Annotated in this window: 18 protein-coding genes and 1 pseudogene; 10 read left to right on the top strand and 9 right to left on the bottom strand. The window is 66.1% G+C overall.

The features are described 5' to 3' along the window. Positions 1-116: 116 nt before the first annotated feature. A complete protein-coding gene (locus AB0878_RS06105; protein ID WP_366576976.1) occupies positions 117-392 on the bottom strand; it encodes a hypothetical protein in 276 nt (91 codons plus the stop codon). A 490-nt stretch (positions 393-882) separates the two neighbouring features. On the opposite strand from AB0878_RS06105, the gene AB0878_RS06100 reads away from it, so the two are divergent. The 3 genes from AB0878_RS06100 to AB0878_RS06090 are packed head-to-tail and all read left to right on the top strand — an operon-like array spanning position 883 to position 2,024. Beyond that, positions 883-1,161 (top strand): hypothetical protein, encoded by a 279-nt coding sequence (locus AB0878_RS06100; protein WP_366576974.1) that lies wholly within the window; start codon positions 883-885, stop codon positions 1,159-1,161. Next, the gene (locus tag AB0878_RS06095) at positions 1,158-1,427 is read left to right on the top strand and encodes a hypothetical protein (protein WP_366576972.1); all 270 of its coding nucleotides are present in this window, start codon (positions 1,158-1,160) and stop codon (positions 1,425-1,427) included. Before AB0878_RS06100 ends, AB0878_RS06095 begins: the two co-directional genes overlap by 4 nt. A 9-nt stretch (positions 1,428-1,436) precedes the next feature. Then, positions 1,437-2,024: a DUF6461 domain-containing protein gene (locus AB0878_RS06090; RefSeq protein ID WP_366576971.1), complete on the top strand. Its 588-nt coding sequence runs from the start codon at positions 1,437-1,439 to the stop codon at positions 2,022-2,024. 342 nt (positions 2,025-2,366) lie between these two features. Here AB0878_RS06090 and AB0878_RS06085 read toward each other — a convergent pair whose 3' ends face one another. The 3 genes from AB0878_RS06085 to AB0878_RS06075 all read right to left on the bottom strand — a co-directional run bounded on the left by AB0878_RS06085 (position 2,367) and on the right by AB0878_RS06075 (position 4,745). After that, the gene (locus AB0878_RS06085) at positions 2,367-3,164 is read right to left on the bottom strand and encodes a DUF3592 domain-containing protein (protein WP_366576969.1); all 798 of its coding nucleotides are present in this window, start codon (positions 3,162-3,164) and stop codon (positions 2,367-2,369) included. Positions 3,165-3,668: 504 nt separating this feature from the next. Then, positions 3,669-4,187 carry a hypothetical protein gene (locus AB0878_RS06080; RefSeq protein ID WP_366576967.1) on the bottom strand — a complete coding sequence of 173 codons (519 nt, stop codon included), beginning with the start codon at positions 4,185-4,187 and terminating at the stop codon, positions 3,669-3,671. Positions 4,188-4,427: 240 nt separating this feature from the next. Further along, a complete protein-coding gene (locus AB0878_RS06075) occupies positions 4,428-4,745 on the bottom strand; it encodes a hypothetical protein (protein ID WP_366576965.1) in 318 nt (105 codons plus the stop codon). Positions 4,746-4,795: 50 nt separating this feature from the next. Here AB0878_RS06075 and AB0878_RS06070 point away from each other — a divergent pair, with 50 nt between their 5' ends. Beyond that, the gene (locus tag AB0878_RS06070) at positions 4,796-5,107 is read left to right on the top strand and encodes a hypothetical protein (protein ID WP_366576963.1); all 312 of its coding nucleotides are present in this window, start codon (positions 4,796-4,798) and stop codon (positions 5,105-5,107) included. Between the two features lie 56 nt (positions 5,108-5,163). On the opposite strand, the pseudogene AB0878_RS06065 reads toward AB0878_RS06070, so the two are convergent. From AB0878_RS06065 to AB0878_RS06055, 3 genes and pseudogenes are all read right to left on the bottom strand, one after another. Then, positions 5,164-5,406, bottom strand: a pseudogene (locus AB0878_RS06065) (hypothetical protein); the annotation flags it as partial. Further along, complete coding sequence (locus AB0878_RS06060) at positions 5,328-5,732, bottom strand: PHP domain-containing protein (protein ID WP_366576961.1); 405 nt, start codon at positions 5,730-5,732, stop codon at positions 5,328-5,330. The pseudogene AB0878_RS06065 and the gene AB0878_RS06060, both read right to left, overlap by 79 nt. A gap of 543 nt (positions 5,733-6,275) precedes the next feature. Further along, positions 6,276-6,812 (bottom strand): hypothetical protein, encoded by a 537-nt coding sequence (locus AB0878_RS06055; protein WP_366576959.1) that lies wholly within the window; start codon positions 6,810-6,812, stop codon positions 6,276-6,278. A 1,746-nt stretch (positions 6,813-8,558) separates the two neighbouring features. On the opposite strand from AB0878_RS06055, the gene AB0878_RS06050 reads away from it, so the two are divergent. The 3 genes from AB0878_RS06050 (at position 8,559) to AB0878_RS06040 (ending at position 12,262) form a co-directional block, all read left to right on the top strand. Then, positions 8,559-9,743 (top strand): hypothetical protein, encoded by a 1,185-nt coding sequence (locus AB0878_RS06050; protein ID WP_366576957.1) that lies wholly within the window; start codon positions 8,559-8,561, stop codon positions 9,741-9,743. Between the two features lie 327 nt (positions 9,744-10,070). Next, a complete protein-coding gene (locus AB0878_RS06045) occupies positions 10,071-11,177 on the top strand; it encodes a hypothetical protein (RefSeq protein ID WP_366576955.1) in 1,107 nt (368 codons plus the stop codon). Between the two features lie 116 nt (positions 11,178-11,293). After that, positions 11,294-12,262 carry a hypothetical protein gene (locus AB0878_RS06040; protein WP_366576953.1) on the top strand — a complete coding sequence of 323 codons (969 nt, stop codon included), beginning with the start codon at positions 11,294-11,296 and terminating at the stop codon, positions 12,260-12,262. Between the two features lie 286 nt (positions 12,263-12,548). Here the strand turns inward: AB0878_RS06040 and AB0878_RS06035 are convergent, their stop codons facing one another. Continuing rightward, positions 12,549-12,902, bottom strand: coding sequence for a hypothetical protein (locus tag AB0878_RS06035; protein WP_366576952.1), 354 nt, complete (start codon positions 12,900-12,902; stop codon positions 12,549-12,551). Between the two features lie 675 nt (positions 12,903-13,577). Between AB0878_RS06035 and AB0878_RS06030 the strand changes: the two genes are divergently transcribed. Both AB0878_RS06030 and AB0878_RS06025 read left to right on the top strand, forming a co-directional pair. Then, a complete protein-coding gene (locus tag AB0878_RS06030; protein ID WP_366576951.1) occupies positions 13,578-13,718 on the top strand; it encodes a hypothetical protein in 141 nt (46 codons plus the stop codon). A gap of 806 nt (positions 13,719-14,524) precedes the next feature. Beyond that, on the top strand, positions 14,525-14,701 hold the full coding sequence (locus tag AB0878_RS06025; RefSeq protein WP_366576949.1) for a hypothetical protein: 177 nt from the start codon (positions 14,525-14,527) through the stop codon (positions 14,699-14,701). A gap of 567 nt (positions 14,702-15,268) precedes the next feature. Here AB0878_RS06025 and AB0878_RS06020 read toward each other — a convergent pair. Continuing rightward, complete coding sequence (locus AB0878_RS06020; protein ID WP_366576947.1) at positions 15,269-15,877, bottom strand: TetR/AcrR family transcriptional regulator; 609 nt, start codon at positions 15,875-15,877, stop codon at positions 15,269-15,271. 214 nt (positions 15,878-16,091) lie between these two features. Here AB0878_RS06020 and AB0878_RS06015 point away from each other — a divergent pair, with 214 nt between their 5' ends. After that, the gene (locus AB0878_RS06015) at positions 16,092-16,856 is read left to right on the top strand and encodes an SDR family oxidoreductase (RefSeq protein ID WP_366576946.1); all 765 of its coding nucleotides are present in this window, start codon (positions 16,092-16,094) and stop codon (positions 16,854-16,856) included. Positions 16,857-16,895 lie beyond the last annotated feature (39 nt).

Here is a 16,895-nt window from a genome sequence, read left to right as displayed (position 1 = left end):
ACGCAAAGCCCCACACTTCCTCGCCTTCCTTCAACTCGCAGCCGCCGTGACCTGCTGGAAGAAACTCCGAAAACTAACCACATGAGACAAGCTCTAAGCGGCCGCGGGCAGCTCGGTCAGGAACCGAAAAGGGCGCGGATTCCGCCCAGTGTGGTGAACCTGGCCCATAAGTCACTGTCGGGCGAGTGCAGGATCTGCCCGGTGATCAGCAGTTCGAGGAAGGCGCTGTGCAGGTCTAGCCGGTCGTTGCGGCCAGCCTCCATCCGGGCTGTGGTGATTCGGAAGCCACCTTCGCAAGGGGCGAAGACGGCGTCGTAGACGCACTGCCCGACTCCCGCGCGATAGATGGACAGCCGGTCGCCTTCGGTCAGCGCCACCCATTTGTCGTCCATGTCCTCCTCCTGCAGTCCCAGCCTGATCCGCTCCCATTCCGAGTTGGTCCACAACCGTTGCGGAGCGGGTAGCTCGCGGGGGTTGGCGATCGGGAGCAAAGCGTGTTTGAACGAGGCCCCGGGTCACGGGATGAGACATGCCGTAAGGCTACTTCGGTGACACCGCAGCACCCTCACCCAGCATGAGGTTGGCACTCTTGACCGCCCGGCCGAGGATGCAACTCAAGGAGAAGGATGGGTTACGAGGCACGCCTGATGAGCTGGGATCTGTAAACTCGATGGCTGGTCCGGTGAAGGAACCGGGTTCTCCGCAGCGGAACGCGCCCGGCTGGAACAGCTGCTCGAACCGCTCGAACGTCGCACCCATCCGTTCGCCACGGCACCCCCCGTGAAGACGCCGAGCGGGCCCGATGGGTGACCCCGAGACTCGTCGGCGAGGTCGTGTTCCGGCAGTTCACCCGCGGCGCCGGCCGGCTGCGCCACACCGCGTGTGTGTGGCCTGCACGACGAGAAAGCTGTCTCCGAGATCCTTGCCCCGGCTCCGACGCACCCGCTTGCCGAGGCGCCGAAGCAGACCGAGCCGCCACCGGGGTCTGCGGTCGATCTCGGTGAGCGCGTCACCGTCCAGGTGGGCAACCGGCGCCTGGCCTTGTCCGATTTGGACAAGGTGCTCTACCCGGCGGACCGGTTCACCAAAGGCGAAATCGTCTACGCGAAGCGACTTGCACAACAGGTGGCCAGCGAGACCCCGACACTGTTATCTCCGTGATGGCCAAGGCCCAGCGAACCGGACGGGTCTTCATCGACTGGAGCCAAAACAACCCCGCCGAGACCACCATCGCGGCCTACTCCCTACGCGGACGGGAGCATCTGACCGTCTCAACCGTCCCGCCGACGTCCGCAACCGTCATTCAGCGTTGCCTGTCTGGTAACGGAAGTCCACGGCTCTGTTGCTCGCCTCGAAGCGTGGACTGCTCGCTGTCGACTTCAGTGGGGAACGCGAACGTCCGGCCTTGCTTCGACTGCGCTGGTTAGGATCTGGGTGTGCTGGATGCAGGAAAAGATCCGTTCGGGTGGACCGACGACCCGGCCCTGGCCATGGTTTGCTTGACATTCGTCGAGGGGCTCACGCCGGCAGAGATCTTGGGAATCCTTTCGGCTGAGGAACTTGATGTGCCGATGGAGCCTGGGCCGCTGAGTGTGCTCGCTGGTGATGACCGAAGCGGCATTCGTGTCGCGCAGTCGGGCGGCTGGGCTGTGGCTGTGGAGTTGGAGTCGCTGGTTGCGACGGCACCGGATGTGCTGCGCAGCTTGTCCGGGAGCAGCAGGCGTGCCGTCCAGGTCACTCGGACGGGCTCAGGGATGGAAGGCTTCGGCTACTGGTGCGACGGAGAACTCCTGTGCCAGTTCGATCCGATCAGTCCCGCGACACGGACGGGCCGCAATCCAGACGTATTGGTGACAGAGATGCGTGCGTCGGGCTTGGACCCCTCACCCGCCGAGGTGTTGCCGGGTAACGAGATGTACTGGTTGGCTGCTGAGGTTTCAGGGGTGGTTGCCGACACACATCTGGTGCTCGGGGCCGAACTCTCGGCGGGTCTGGTGACTCGTCGGCGTCGACGATTCTCGTGATTGCGGCGTGCTCGACGGGACTGGGAGCTGCCTGAACTCATCCGAGTTCGAGCGACTCCCCGTCCCGCCGGGTCATGGGGTGGTGGCCAGTACGCTTCGCCGTCCTGGACCCGCTGATCTTGCACAAACTGCCCAAGATCGCAACGACGCCGCGGGCACTGTCCTACCTGAGTGTCGCGTTTTCGAATCAGGTCACCGTGCGAGGAGTGATTGTGCCCTCTTGCCACAGAGAGTGAAGAGTGCCGCGCCGACAGGCGCATGAGTTTTGATGTCGTATGCAGCGTAAGTCAATCCGGCATGCCCAACGTCGGCCGGCCGCGGCACGTATGCCGCCGCGTGGGGTCAGCTGCGGTTTCCGGTGTGCTGGGTGGTGGCGCGAACTGGGATGGCGTAGTGGTTCTCGCCGCGCGGCACCACGAGCACGAGGCGGGCGTTCTTGCCGCCGACCCACCCGCGGGTGGGCGCCGACGCCGTGAGGAATTGGTAGTGCGGGCGCAGCGCGGTGACGATTTTGACGGTCGTGGGCTCGCGGCCGGCGGGCCGCAGGATCAAGGTGTGGTAGAAGGGCGTGACCTTCACCGCTCGCCATCCGGAGCGTGCGGCGAGGTGGCGGCGCTGGGCCAGGCGCACCGGGTACGCGACCGCCCAGGCGAGCGGGGCCAGCTCGACGATGGTCAAGATCATCAACCCTCCGGCCCACAGGTCGTCACCGTTGGGGTTGTCGGCGGTGCGCACGTGCAGGGGATCGGCCGGGTCGTAGTACACGGTCAGGACTTCGCCGACGTGGTGGGAAGTGCTGCCGTGGTAGAAGATCACGCCTCGGACGCCGGCGTAGTCCACGACGAAGTAGGGGCTGTTGCCGCGGCCCGGGGGGTCGTCCATCACGGAGTCCACTCGCGCGGGCGCCCGAACGCCGTCGACGAGCAGCCGGTCCGACCAGCGCAGCAGCAGGATCGCCCCGACGATTGTCGCGGCCGTCACGAGTGCCCACGCCACCGCGGCGAGCACCGCCCGGTGCAGGCGTGCGCGGACCGCGCGGTCCAAGGTCACCGGGTCCGGCTTCGGCCGCCGGCCGGTGCGGGCTCTAAGCGGTTCGTCGTCCTGTCGGTCCGGGCTGTCGCCCGCGGTCCCCAGATCCATCAGGAGAGAGTACGACCGGGAAATCGCGCTCCACCAGCGAAAAAGCTGCGATCCAGAACACCGGAAGGTTCTCGTCGCCGGTGACATCTTGGTCTTCCGTGACCTGCGTGTTTGTGAGCTGTCTCAGGGCGATGTCACCACGTTCAGCGCCAGCTGCCGTGCCGTTTCCTCAACTGCGCCGGCGATCCGCCAGGTTGCGGTGCGCCGCTTGCCGTGTCGGCTGTTCAGCTCTCGCAGCGTTCTGTGCCAGCTGCGGTGTCGGTCCGCAACCTGATCGTCTGGTCCAACCGATCCTGGCAGACGTCGTGTCTTCGAGGCCAAGACCGGCCGTTGGCGCCACTAGTGGCCCGAGCTCACAGTTCCGCCCTGGCCGACAGCTCAGGCGTGACGCCGCGCGCGGCCGGCAGGCAGCGGAATGGTCCGCATCACCGTCCGCCGTCGCGGCCCGCCGCGCGGCGCGTCGGTGGTCTGCCGGGGCTCGAGTCGGTTCCCGGCCGATTCTGGTCAGTCCCAGCAGTTGAACAGCAGTTCGCCCAGGGTTGCGGGCCGCCAGTGGCTTACCTGGGTGCGTTCGGCCCGGGCGAGGTTCGACAAGTCCAGCTCCTCGACCGGCGTCGCGAGTTCGGCTTGGCCGAGCACCCGGAACCCGGCCAGGGCGAATTGCCCCGCCCAGTCCGGGGGCTCATCGAAAGTCCGTGGCGACTCCCAGCCTTGCGGTGGTGCCGACGGAAACGCGACCGCGGTGAGGTGGGCGTGGCACAGGACCGTGCGGGACCATCCGGGGCCGGTGATCGTGACCGCGTGGAAGGTCGCCATTGCGAGGCGGGTTACGACACCGACGTGGCCGCCGGCGGTCCTCGCCGCTGTGAAGCAGGCCGCGCGGAAGCGGGTCAGGTCCGTGCTGGGCAACGGTTTCGCCCCCGCGTCCCCAAAGCCCGTCGCGCCCCGGTCGACGCGCCACGGCGGGCCGTCGGTCAGGACGGCCGGTGCCTCCAGATGCTCGGGGTTCTTGCGCGCTGCCACGCTGGAATCCTGCCACGCGGTGCACCACGGGCAGCTGCTCGCCATCCGCGACGGAGCGTGTCGGCGGTGCTGGTCAGCGGAAGTCCCTCGACGCGACCGCGAGGTTCTTGAGGTCGAGCGGGGTGACTTGGTCGGCGACGAGGGACACGGTGCCTTACCCGACTTGGGTGATGCCGCGCAGGAGCAGGGCCGGGCTGTTCCGCCACGGCCGTCGGTGCTGGCGCCACACCGTTGACCGGACTACCAGTGACGAGCTCGTTTTGGGCTTAGATGCGGAATCCGGCGGTGGCCAGCTGTTGGAGCCGGGCCTATCTCGTGGAGACCTGCTACCTGCTGGTAGAAGAACAGGGCGAAGCAGACCGCGGAGTTCGCGGCCGGGCCGCGGCGCTGGGCGAGGGTGTTGGCCTCGCGGCAGAACCGCACGATGTCCCGCACCACTAGGAAGCACCCCGGGAACCCGAGCTGCTCGATCACCTGCACCTCGTGGTCGAGCTGGGCGTAGGCCTTCGGGTTGTCCGCGCGGGCGCCGTAGCGGACCTGTGCGCCCTCGAACGTCAAATGCTGCAGGAACTCGTTTTCGTCGGCGAAGCCGTGGGAACGGCGGCAGCTTGGGCGCGACCAGCGCGCGGTCGAACGCGAACTTCCACCCCGAGCAGTGCGGCGCGCTGCACCGCGCCCGGGTAGCGGGCGAAGGCCTGGGCCTGCTCGGCACCGGAGCGCAGGAACGCGGCACCGGCCGCAGCCAGCCCTCGAGCTCGTCGATCGAGCGCCGCGCCCGCACCGCCGCCACCGCGAACGCATGCCGGTCCTGGTCGGGCGTGGCGAAGTGGATGTTGTTCGACGCGACCGTCGGAAACCCCAGTTCGCGGGCCGTGCCGGCCTGCAGATCGTTGTGCGTCGACTCCATCGGCTGGCCGTGATCGATCAGCTCGACCGCGAAGTGCTCCCGCCCGAACCACTCCACCAGACGCCGCAGCTCGTGCGCGGCCGCGGGCGCGCCACGGTCGGCCAGGACCTGGCGCACGGCACCCTTGCGGCAGTCGGTGAGCACCAGCACGTGCCCGCGTGGCTCTTCCACCACCTCCCCGTGGTCGTAGAGCGGGCGGCCCTTCTCCCCGCCGGCGAGCTGGGCACGGGAGATCACCCGGCACAACCGCTGATCCCCGGTGAGGTCGCGGGCCAGGGCCAGCAGATGGGTGCCGACCGGATCCGGGATGCCGCTCTGCGGGGCCGGGAGCTCGAGCGAGAGCTCGGCGCCGTGGCCGGTGCGGATCCTGAGATCGCGGCGGCCTCGGCGAAGCGGACCGCGCCGGACATGCCGTCGTGATCGGTCAGCACCACCGCGTCCAGGCCTAGCCGCACCGCCTCCTCCACCAGCGCCTCCGGAGAGGACACGCCGTCGAGGAACGAGAAGAAGGCGTAGTTGTGCAGCTCCGCGTAGGACACCCGCGCCGTGCCCGTCCCGGCCGCCGGGTGGCGCAACAGGCCTCCCGGTGGGCGGTAGCCATCGGCGCTTGCGTGACCACGCCGGCGAATCGCCGCCATCCCCGCGCACCGCCGACCCGCTGCGGCCGGACGCGATCCGCTCCAGCTCCGACCACGGCATCGGCGGGTTGTTGAACGCCACGACGAACTCCCACAACGTCTGCGCCGTGGGAAGGCCGGCGACCAGCAAGTGTCGAACAAGTGTGCGTATCATCGTGCCTGACGTGCGCTGATCGCAACATGCTCACCGTCACTGTGACTGGCCGCGCTATCTGTCACCTGACCAGTCCTTCTGTCACCGAAGCGACTTCGACGCCGATCGGCCGTGTGATTGTGCATTTCAGTTGGCCTGTGAGTGCACCGCAGTCAGCCACCGGTTGTGCTCATTGGGGATGGCCGAGGTCACCTCCGTCATGGTGTCGGTAGCAGTGCACTGGACGCGCGGTCAGGCCCATCCGACTGGCCTGCTCACGATCGCCCGAGGTGGGCGCCAGGTTCTCGTCCGCGCGCAAACGACCGGCCCGCATCGCCGTCCAGGTCGCCATCGCTGCCGGGACGACATGCGGGTCGAGCTCATACGGCTCCCTGGGAAGGTCCGCGCAATCAGGCCGCGAGCCAGGGGGGGTACCTGGCCCAGCGGTCGTAAGTGAGGTAGCCATTGCTTTTGATCACGGCATCGAGGTTGTCGCCGCTGCGATGAGCCACCGCTTCGCTGTCGGACCACCACGCCACCATCAGCCCGCCGTCCTCCGGCCCCCAGCTCAACGCGACGAGGGGTGCGCCTCTGTCGGTGATCACCGGCGTGGCCCACACCAGCAGTCCGCTCGGTGCCGGGGGCAAAGTGGTGATGTCAGGGGATGACGTCACCGGCGTGGCCAGTGCGGCGGCGGTCGCCTCAGCGTCGAGGTAATACAGCTCGGCCTCGGCCAGTCGACGGTATTCCGCAGCGGCCAAGTACTGGGCCTTGGCCTGGACAGGCAGGTAGTACGCGGATTCCGGGATGTAAAAGGGCGGACTCACATAGGGGATGCCGTTGCCGTCCACCATCTCCGCCGCCCAGGCACGCGGCGCGTTGAGTTGCAGGAACGCCGTGGCCGACATCCAGGCGGGCACTACGTTGGCGGGATCGGTGAAGTCCATGGATACGTCCTTGACTGCTGCTTGGCAAACACTGCGGGCGCACAAAGACGCTGAGCCAGAGGGTAGCGAGCGGAACGACACCACGTCATGGCTCGGTCGTGGGCCGGAAACGGACACAGTGACTGATCAAACATCCGTCGCGGAAGACCGCAAGTTCTCGACGGGCCGGCAGGGCGTCGATGGCTGCGAGCCTGGCCAACTCAACCGCACAGTCGCACGGCCGCCGTCGACCAGCAGATTAGTGGTCGCGCACGGTGCTCTGGTGACAACAATCGTGGTCATCTGGTGACAGACACGGTGGTTAGGCGTTCCCGAAAGCCGTGGTCGCGAGTGTCGGCTGGTGACAGTCACGATGTCCCTCTTGGTCGGCAGGGAGCCTCCTTCCGGCACGGAAACCGAGGCCGACCCGCACCCGCAACGCCGAGGAGGTGACCCAGCTCGGCTGCCAGCCCGGGCCGGGTTGCTGCCAGCCCTGGCCGTAGGGCCGGGCTGGCCGCGCTGCCCCGGCTGAGGTGGGTAGGTCATCTCCGGGTCCGCCTACTTGCTGCACCGTCTCGCGTCGTCTGACGACCGGCGAACGCCGGCGGTTCCTCCCGGCTTGAGCACCGGGTCGTCGTAATGCATCGGACCGGCCGGTGAGCAGGCGGCGGTCCAGCTGACGCGCGGCCCGCACGAGCTGGCGCGCCAGCGGTTCGCCTGCGCAGGCCTGGCGCGCGAGCTCGGCGATGCGCTCGACGAGCTCGGCGTCGAGATCGTTCGGATCGACGTGCTCGCCGCGGTCGAGATCGGGGTCGTGCGCAAGCGTGACAAGCCGAAGACCTGCGCCGGGTCCCCCCGAACGCCGAGAATCCGCGCGACGCCACTCAGCAACGCCCCATCTCAAAGCTCATGAACCTCACGCGAGGGTCCGTCCGGCTGGTGTCGATGTTCCGCGTCGCCGAGGCGCGGCGGTGGTTTGAGCCCGTTCAGCGGCGGGGTCGCCCGCCCGGTATGGGACACGCGGACGCCGCCCGGCGATGGCCGCGAACCACGGACGCGCGGCACTATCCCCAGCGACGAGGAACGGCGTGAGCTCGGGTCTCCTGACACCGCCGGCCGAATCGGACGTTGCGGGGCCTACAGGCCGCGGTCGAGCTGAGCGTGGCCGTCGCCAGTTCGCGGTCGAAGCGGGCGACGCCGAAGCGTTCCTGCGAGGTCACCTCGACGCCAATGGTCCGGGTGGCCCCCATGGAGGACGTCAGGGCCAAACAGGGCGACTGTGACAGTTGCCGGGTGCCCGCTGTTGACAACCGGCACTTGCTGTTCAAGTTCGGTCGTCACGTGGTCACCACGTAGGCATTCAGGAGTGAGGACTACCAGAGCTCACGTTCGAAACGGTCTTTGGAAGGTCGTGAACACGATCGTCTACCGTTTCAAGCAGATTCCGTCACTCCGTTCAGAGAGGTAAAGGCCAGCTTTGCAGGTCGGCAGCCACCTCTGAGGAACTGGAAGCAGGTCGGGAACTGCGTTTGCCAGCTGCCACTCTATCGGTAAGGCTGAAGTCCAAGCACTTTCTCCGTTTCAGAACCATGAAAGGCGAGGACACCCATGACAGATCAGCCTGGTCGGGGCTACCCAGGCAGCGGTGGGGCTCAAGGTCCTCCAGGTCCAGCGGGCTATCCGCAGCAGCGTCCTCCGCAGTCGCCGCCGATGGGCAGCCGGCCTGCTCATCCAGGGGCCGTGGGTGGTCCTCAATTTCAACAGAGGATGACATTCCAGGGGTCGCAGCCGCAGAAGAAACGCCGGCTTTGGCTGAAGCTGGGCTTCCCGCTGGTCCTCGTGGTCGTCCTGGTCGGCGGCGGGATCGCGGTTCTGTACGGGATGGCCGGTGGTTCCTCGCCGGACAAGGACCTGGGTTCAGGTTCGGTCACGGACCCGTTGAAGTACGGGGTCGACATCGCCGCCGGCGAAACCAACGCGTACTCCGCCGAAGTCCGGGGCTATACGCCGGGTGCCACGGTGAACGCTGGGCAACTGGCCGGCGTCGACCCCAGGCAACTGTACTTCGCCATGCTCAAGAGGCAAGGCATGGTGAAGCTGACCGAGCTGACCTGGACCTCGTACGCGAGCACCGAGGACTACACCAGCCAATGGCCTTACGGCATCATCCGGCACTCTGTGGTGGACTGGGCCACGCGGAAGAACATCAACGAGTCAGAGTCGATTTCCGAGCCTCGGGACTACGACGGAAACGGTCTTCACCACGATGGCGTGAGTCGGTGCATCGACGGCAACCGGCAAGCCCTCTACACGACAGCGGATCCGATTGCCGGCATTGCAGCCAGCTGGCGCATCGAGCCGGAGGATGACTTTCACACGTGCAGTCGCCGGATGCAGCCGACCTACGATGTGCAAAATGTCGGCACCAGTGACGGTGTCATGCCTGGTGGGTTGACCTCGGATCAGGTTGACAAGTACCTGTCCTACCTGGATCACGTTCCCGGCTTGCTCAACGTGAAGAAGCCGACAGTCTTCACCGGTGCGGACAGCAAGCAGTACATCCAGTTGGACGTGGACATCGTGCCCCAGGATGCTCAGATTCAGGACCCGGACCGGCAGGGCGTCGCTTTTTTGCAAGCCGGATTTGCCCAATCCGGCAAGAGCCCCCGTGACTATCCCCTCGTTACCGGGGTGGCAATGAACCAGGGGCGGCACTTCCTGTACTTCGTTGATCCGCAGACCCTGCTCCCCGCGTACGCTGTTTCCCTGGACACCAACGTGCTGAAGCTGGACGGCTCCGTCGACACCGACGCCCGTTCTGATCCCAACCGGGACTTGTACGAGTATGGCTATCCGCAGCAGCTGGACCCTGCTCGAATGCAGTCGGGTGGCCCCGGGACTGTCGACTTCAAACTTCCTCCGTTCCCTCGCCCGGACATTTCGAACAAGTAGCTTGGTGCGCTCGACGCTCCGCATAGTGTGGATGACCAGGAAGGACCACCGATGACAGATCAGCCGGGTAGGGGCTACCCGGGCGCGGGCCCATCCGGTGGTCCCGGGTATCCGCAGCAGCCGCAACAACCCTCGCGAGGCGGTTACCCTCAGCTTCCTGGGTCGCCGCCTCAGCAGGGAATGCCCTCTGCTTCTGGGCCGGGGTTCCCCTGGCCTCAGGGGCAGCCGAACCCCGGCTTTCAGTTCCAGCAGCCTCCGTTCCAGGCGGAGCCACCCAATCCGAGGAAGCGGAGGCTCTGGTTGAAGGTGGGGCTTCCCCTGTTCCTCGTGGTCGTCCTGGCCGGCGGGTTCGCGGTGGTTTACCACGGGGTCTCCGAGGATCGTGCGCGGTCTGCGGGGGAGCGGGACCTCGGCTCGGGTTCAGCAACTGATCCTTACAAGTACTTCGTCAACGTTCCCGCTGGCGACACCAAGCAGTACCCAGCCGACGTTCCCGGCTACATGCCCAGTGCCACCCCGAGTGCCGAGCAACTTGCTACGGCCGACCCCCGGCAGCTCTACTGGGCCGTGCTCAAGAGGCAAGGCATGGCCGTGATTACCGAGGTCACCAAGGTCGGCGGCTACATGACAACCCAGGACTACGAAGCCGACTGGCCGGGTGGGTTGGTGAGCCACTCGGTGATCGATTGGCGGTCGCGGAAGTTCATCCAGGAGGATACGTCGGTCAAGGCCGACGGGTCTCCAGACACCAGCACGGTCCGTCGCTGTCTGGACAGCAATACGGTGGGGACCTACTCGCAAGCTGATCCCATCGTCGGAAAACCCGCGGGATGGGAGACTGCGCCGGATTCCATGCACGCGTGTGACGACAAGCTGAAGCCCAACCAGGACGTTGCCAATGTCATCGATGGGGACGGCATCGCACCAGCGGGCTTGTCGTCCAGTGACATGGACAAGTTCATCTCCTACCTCGACCACGTTCCGGGCTTGATCCACGTAGAGAAGCCGATTGTGGCCACCGGCAAGGACGGGAAGCAGTACATCCAGCTCAAGGTCAGCCTCACGCCTCAGGATTCGAAGCTTCAGAGCAATGACTTCAGAATGGGGCAGGCGTTCCTCAACGCGGCGTTCGTACAGACCGGAAAGAACCCGAGCACGTGGCCGTTCATCATCAGCGGAAACGTGGGCCAGGGTAAGCGCATGGCGTACTACATCGATCCTCAGACCCTGCTGCCCGCCTACTCCGTCTTCATGGATACCAAAGTGCTCAACGTCGATGGAACCCCCGATTTGCAGGCTCCTCAACCGCAGTGGCGGCAACTTTACGAGTATGGGTTCCCCCAACAGCTGGACAGTAGCCGCCTTCAGGCATCGGGCACCCCGGACAACGCTGCATACAAGGCGCCGCCGTTCGACCGCCCGGACTTCAACTGATCTCATCCGTACCAAACCTCGTATCGACGGGGGCTCACCAAGGGGGAGCGTTGACAAATCCTCAAGGAGTTCAGCCGCAAGTATTCCAATGCAGAAGCTGCGGCAGACTGATTGCGATGAGGATCGGTGACGGAATTTGGGTGGACCAGCAGGGTAGCGCGAACTGTGCTCCCGATCGGCCTCAGTTCCATGAGTCAGTGGGGCCGGTTCTCCAGCAGTACGGTCATGCCCCGGTGTCACCGAAGCCCCGGTGGGGCAAAGGCAAGAAGGCACTCGTCGTCGCGCTGATTTGCATCGGCCTCGTGGTGGTTGTTGTCGTTGGGTTGGGCGTCATCGGGCTCATTGTCGGTCCCCAATCCTCCACGTCGGCTTCATCCTCCGGTGGCACCTCATCCGCGCCGCCGCCGTCCACCTCCGTTTACAAGGCTCCGCCTGGTGGGCCGATTCCGTGTGACCCCGAGGCGCCCGAGGGACCCTTCTGTTTCGACAACAAGATCGTCACTCCGGACGGCATGGAAAAGTACTTGGCATCCATCAAGGGTTGGAAGTGCTACAAGCATGGAGATACCAGCGCCCCGATCAGTGTTGATGTGGATGGGAGCATCGGGCTTTGTGCTGGAGACGGTAGGGACCCCAAGGCCGGCAAGTTCAGGTGGTCCCAGGAAATCGATTGGAGCAACCTCCGCCTGAACCCCAAGCTTCCGCTGGATACCATCCGCCTGAGTGGAACTGTTTCGATGATCCCGTCCAAGGGGGAAGTCGCATCCGCCGATGATGCGTACGCCATGACGGATTACGCGATGCAGAACACCATGCTGGCGGCGTTCCCGAACCAGAAGAGCATCGCCGATTCGCTGTATCAGGCTTACCGGAAGTCGTGCGGCGCGAACTCGCCTGACCTGTTCAACAAGCCGTTCATCACCAGTGTCGGCTACGAGATGTTGTGCGGTGGGGCGCAGGATCCCATCACGACCACCACTGACAAGGGCGACCCGGCGACGGTGTTCACGGCCACTGTGACCATCAGCGGGACGTTGCGGTCTCCGGACAAGCCGCTTCCGGAGATCCCGCCCGCCACGAGCTAGCGACCCTTCCGTGCGCGCCGGAGCTCAACCGTGACACCTGCTCGGATCGCTCGCGTAGCGCGGCCAGACCCGACCGCGTCATAGTGGCTGTCGCCGCTCGGCCAGATCTCCACGGCCGGGTTGTCACAGTCCGGCTCGGTCGGCTCACGTGCCGGTCTCGGAGGGATCGCCGCGCCGGCTCGCCGTTTGTGCTTCTCGAGCCCGCGATTCCGCAGCGCGGATGCGGAGACTGGACGGCGGTTCTCATCAGACGTCTCTGTGAGCGACTGTGGGGAGCCTCGAGCTACTACGTCATGGACTTGGTGTTGGCTTCGATGCTGGCGACGAGGTCCTGGGCGTCGTCGCGGGCGGGTGATGGCCCTTCGGGGTACCAGGTGTGTGCGGCTGGTCGGGGGACGAGTTCGTAGCCGGCGAACACTTCGGTGATCGCGCGGGCGGTGCGGAAGACAACGGGTGAGTCCATGGCAGTGGCGAACTGCTGCTCGAACGGGCATGCCGCAGCGGTGCCCGCGGGGGTTTCCGGGTCCAGGGAGTGGGTCGCGATCAGGAGCACGCCGGCGCCGTTGTCGAGCTGTTTGAGCGAGGCGAGCAGCTCGACCGTCGCGGCGCTACTGAGCCGATCGAGCGCGTCGGGCAGCACGACCGCGACGGGGCCTCCGCGAAGGACGTCCCTGACCTTGCCGAGGTCGATTCCGCCGGGCCCGCACAGCCGAGGTTGTTGGGGGCGGCGAGCACGCCGACGAGCCGATATGCCGAACCCAGCGAGGCCATGAGGGGACTTTCTTCTCCTCACTTCGGATGAAACCTAGCCCCTCCGTCTCCTCACACCGACCAAGACGATGGCCTGCCGGCAACGGCAGGCCATCGTCATTTCACCCCACGCCGGCGTACCTCGCGGAGTTGGCCGCCGCTCGGTGCCGTGCCTGCAGCGCCGAGTCAGAGGGGCGGGGTCCTTTCAGGACAGTCAGCTGCGTGCGAGTCCAGCAATTCGGCGGCTTCCGTCCTCAGGTCGCGCTTCCTCGGGGCGGTGCCGGTCGATCGCGCACGGACCGTCGGTGTAGCTGCCGTGAACGCAGCGGGGCCGGTTGTAGGTCGGATCCTCGTGCGCGAGAGGCGCCGGTCGCACGCGATGGTGGGTGGGGCGCTTGCGCCAGCCCACGGCTCGTTCTGAGTCTCGGAATGGCCCACCGCTTGAGGAGGACCACGTCGTCTTCCGGGTAGGCCGACGGGCCGCCGCCATCGAGGATCAGCACCCGGACGTTTGACCGAGGACGGGATCCCGGAGGTGGCTCGTCGGGCGCGTCTGGGGCAGAGGATGAAGGGGATCGCGCGGGTCTATGACCATGTAACGCCGGCGATGGTGAACGAAATCCTGGACGTGATAGACGAGCGCTGGCTGCGGTCGCTGGCTTCGCTGCATCCGGGGAGCGGGCAAAGCCAGCGTCGTGATTCCTGAACCTGCGGCCTCGCCGAGCGATCAACGCCCGGCCCGGCCGCCCGCCAGATCATTGCCATCTGACGACTGAAGCCCTGCCCCTCCGAAGAGGAACGTGGCTTCCGACCCGGGTTTCAGCTGGTGCGCGATACTGGAATTGAACCAGTGACCTCTTCCGTGTCAGGGAAGCGTGACAAGCGGTTTGACCAGCAAAAACGCGTATCACGGCAGGTTGTCGGCTCGAGTTGCTTCCCGGAGGGGCGTGCTCGGCGTCGTCGCGTCGGGTTCCCGTAGCCAGGAGGTCGCCACGTTGTCGGAGGGTCTTGATTGCGGGGACTGGGGCACCTACAGGACGGCCGCCTTCATCGAGCTGGATGGACACCTCCAGCAGCTGACGACTGCCGATCAATCAAGTCCTCGAGTGTGTGGCGACCCACCTTGTCGCAAAGTCTTCTGCGCACCCTGGCGGACGCGTTGGCAGCGAACCGCACCAGGATGTTTGGCCCGCGTCGCTGGTGGTCTGCTTGGTTGGCCTCACCAAGTTCGAGCGCGAGGTTCGCTGGTCGCTGTTATCCGGAGGGTTCTTGGTTCGAGTCCGAGCGGGGGAGCCCAGACCATAGGCCTGGCCTTTTGCTACCTGCGAGTAGGGACGATTCAAGGGCGGTGGCTACCCCAGGTTCGTGACAACAGGGCGGCCACACCCCGGTATGGCTCTGTGGCGCGGCGGCCGACACTCGGGTGGTCGATCGGTGAGGCGTCGTCGGACGTCGTGAAGGTGATCTCGACAGGTGCTAAGACCGGGTGACCGCGGGCCGGCGGTGATCGTCGTGTCGCACGACATGAACGAGGTCCTGCGCTTTGCCGACCGTGTTGCTGTGCTCTATTCCGGCGGGCTGGCCGGAGTTCACCGGGTCGGCGAGGCCGACGAGCAGGCACTCCTGGAGCTGATGACGACGGGCCGGTCCGTTCGGGTCGCGCGACGGACGAACGGAGAACAACCGTGAGCCCGATCGGGACCTTGCCCGCCCGTCGATCGGGACCGTGAGGCAGTACGAAGAAGGCGATCTGTTCCGTTTGGGCCGCGGCGGTTCATCCCCGTCATCGAGGCTCGGCCGCCGTACCGCGCCCAGCGTGCGATGAACGGCTTCTCGCCAGTGGGATTTCATCCGGCCGGAGAGTGCACGGTGGATGGTAGATCGACTGACCGGCACCTCGCGCCCTGCAGAAGGGGCCCGCGCTTTCGGCCCACCGGAAAGGGACTTCCGTGGATCTTCTTACCCGTGATCGTTCCTGTGGCCTTTGACTCGGCATTGCCGATCACCACGGTGCCCCTCGCCCGTCGGAAGTCTTCGGTCACGTCGAGCTCGTTGTCCTCATGGGTCGCGCAGTCTCAACTCGTGTAATCGAGGGGCAACTTTCGTTGTGAGATAGGAGAGCTGATGGCGATTCTTGCGCAGACGCTCGGTCGCCGAGTGGGTTGAACTGCGACCGAAGCTCGTCTGCGGCCCGTCGTGCCGTCGGCTTCCGGCTTGCGGCCGACTCGCAGACTGCCTGTGAACGGTGAGCGGCTGCTACCGAGCCGGTCGTGCGCCCAGGATCGTCGTGACGATGTCGGTGTAGTGGTCGACAAGCTCGGAGCGGGTCAGGGGGCCTCCCGGGGCGAACCATTCGCGGACGCCGTTGAGCATGTCAAGCACGGCCATGGTCGTGATCGGGACGTTTTGTACGCTGAATTCTCCGCAGCGGCAGCCGTCCTCGATGGTGTCCCGTACTGCGTCGTGGTAAGCGGACTGCAGTTTGATGCCCTGTTCTTTCTGGGCTTGGTTGAGGGCATAGCGGATCGGGTTGCCCACGAGGAGCTCGGGGCGGCGGTGATCGCTGATCTCGATATGGAGGCGGACTGCCCGCCGGATTCGCTCGGTCGGGTTCACCGTGCGGTCGCGAAGCATCGGGACGGTGGCATCCACGAAGTCGGTCATGAATCGCGAGACTATGGCGTGCAGGACGTCCTGCTTGTTCGCGAAATGGTGGTACATCGTCGAGGACGAGATTCCGGCCGCGTCGGCGATGTCCCGAATCGACGTTGACCCGAATCCCCGATCGTAGAACAGTCGGCCGGCCTTCTCGAGGATGTGCCCGCGCAGCACAGGCCCGTCGTCGAGCGACTTCTTCCTGGCCACGCGCGCACCTCCTGTCGAGCCCCGCCGGCCCCGGGTTCGGCGATGGTAGCGGACACCGGCGTTGTGTCGATCGAGTGATCGACATATGTGCCGAAACCATTGACGCCGTGGTCGGCGTCACTATACCGTTCGTGTCGATCGAACGATCGACATTGCCGCAGGGGCGGTGACCTGGGGCGATCGTGGTGCGAGTCGGATGACAAGGTGGTCATGCATGGCGGAGTTCGGTTCGGGATGGTCGACGACGCCTGTCACGGGAAGCCGGGTCGTGGTCACCGGAGCGGCCGGTGGTCTCGGCCGTGAACTCACTTCGGTGCTGGCCGGCATCGGGGCGGACGTGGTCGGGATCGATCGCCCGGGCGCCACGAGCGCGCCCGGAGTGCGACTCGTCGAAGCCGACCTCACCGACGACGGCGCCGCACGCCGCGCCCTCGACCAGGCCGGTGAAATACTCGGCGGTATTGACGCGCTGGTCTGCGGCGCGGGAATCGTCGACACCATCCATCGGGCGAAGACGTTCCCCCTCGCGGCTTTCCGTGCCGACGTCGAGGCGAATTTGCTCTCGCAGTTTGTGGTCGCGCAGGCCGCATATTCCGCGTTGGCGGCGGCGGACTCGTCCTCGATCGTATTCCTGGCCTCGATCGCGGCGCAGGATGGCTTGCCCGGTCAGGCCTCGTATGCCGCGGCGAAGGCCGGGGTGCTGAGCCTGACCAGGAGCCTGGCCGCGGAGTGGGCACCCGACGGGATCCGGGTGAACGCGGTCGCGCCCGGGTTGTTCGCGACGCCGAAAGTGCTCGCGATGCCGGATTCGGCGCGGGACCGGCTTCTCGCCTCGGTGCCGATGAAACGGGTCGCCAGCCTCGGCGAGGTGGTCGGCTCGGTGCTCTATCTGCTTTCCCCGGCCGCCGGTTACGCGACCGGCCTGATCCTGCGCCTCGACGGCGGCGCCGGTCTCACTCTCGGCGGCTTTTACCGCTGATCCCCTCGACCTCCGCCGCGGCATCGCGCCGCCGCGGAG

It is taken from the genome of Amycolatopsis sp. NPDC047767 (assembly GCF_040704195.1).
GTDB lineage: Bacteria > Actinomycetota > Actinomycetes > Mycobacteriales > Pseudonocardiaceae > Amycolatopsis.
This window is presented reverse-complemented; position numbering and strand designations above follow the sequence as displayed.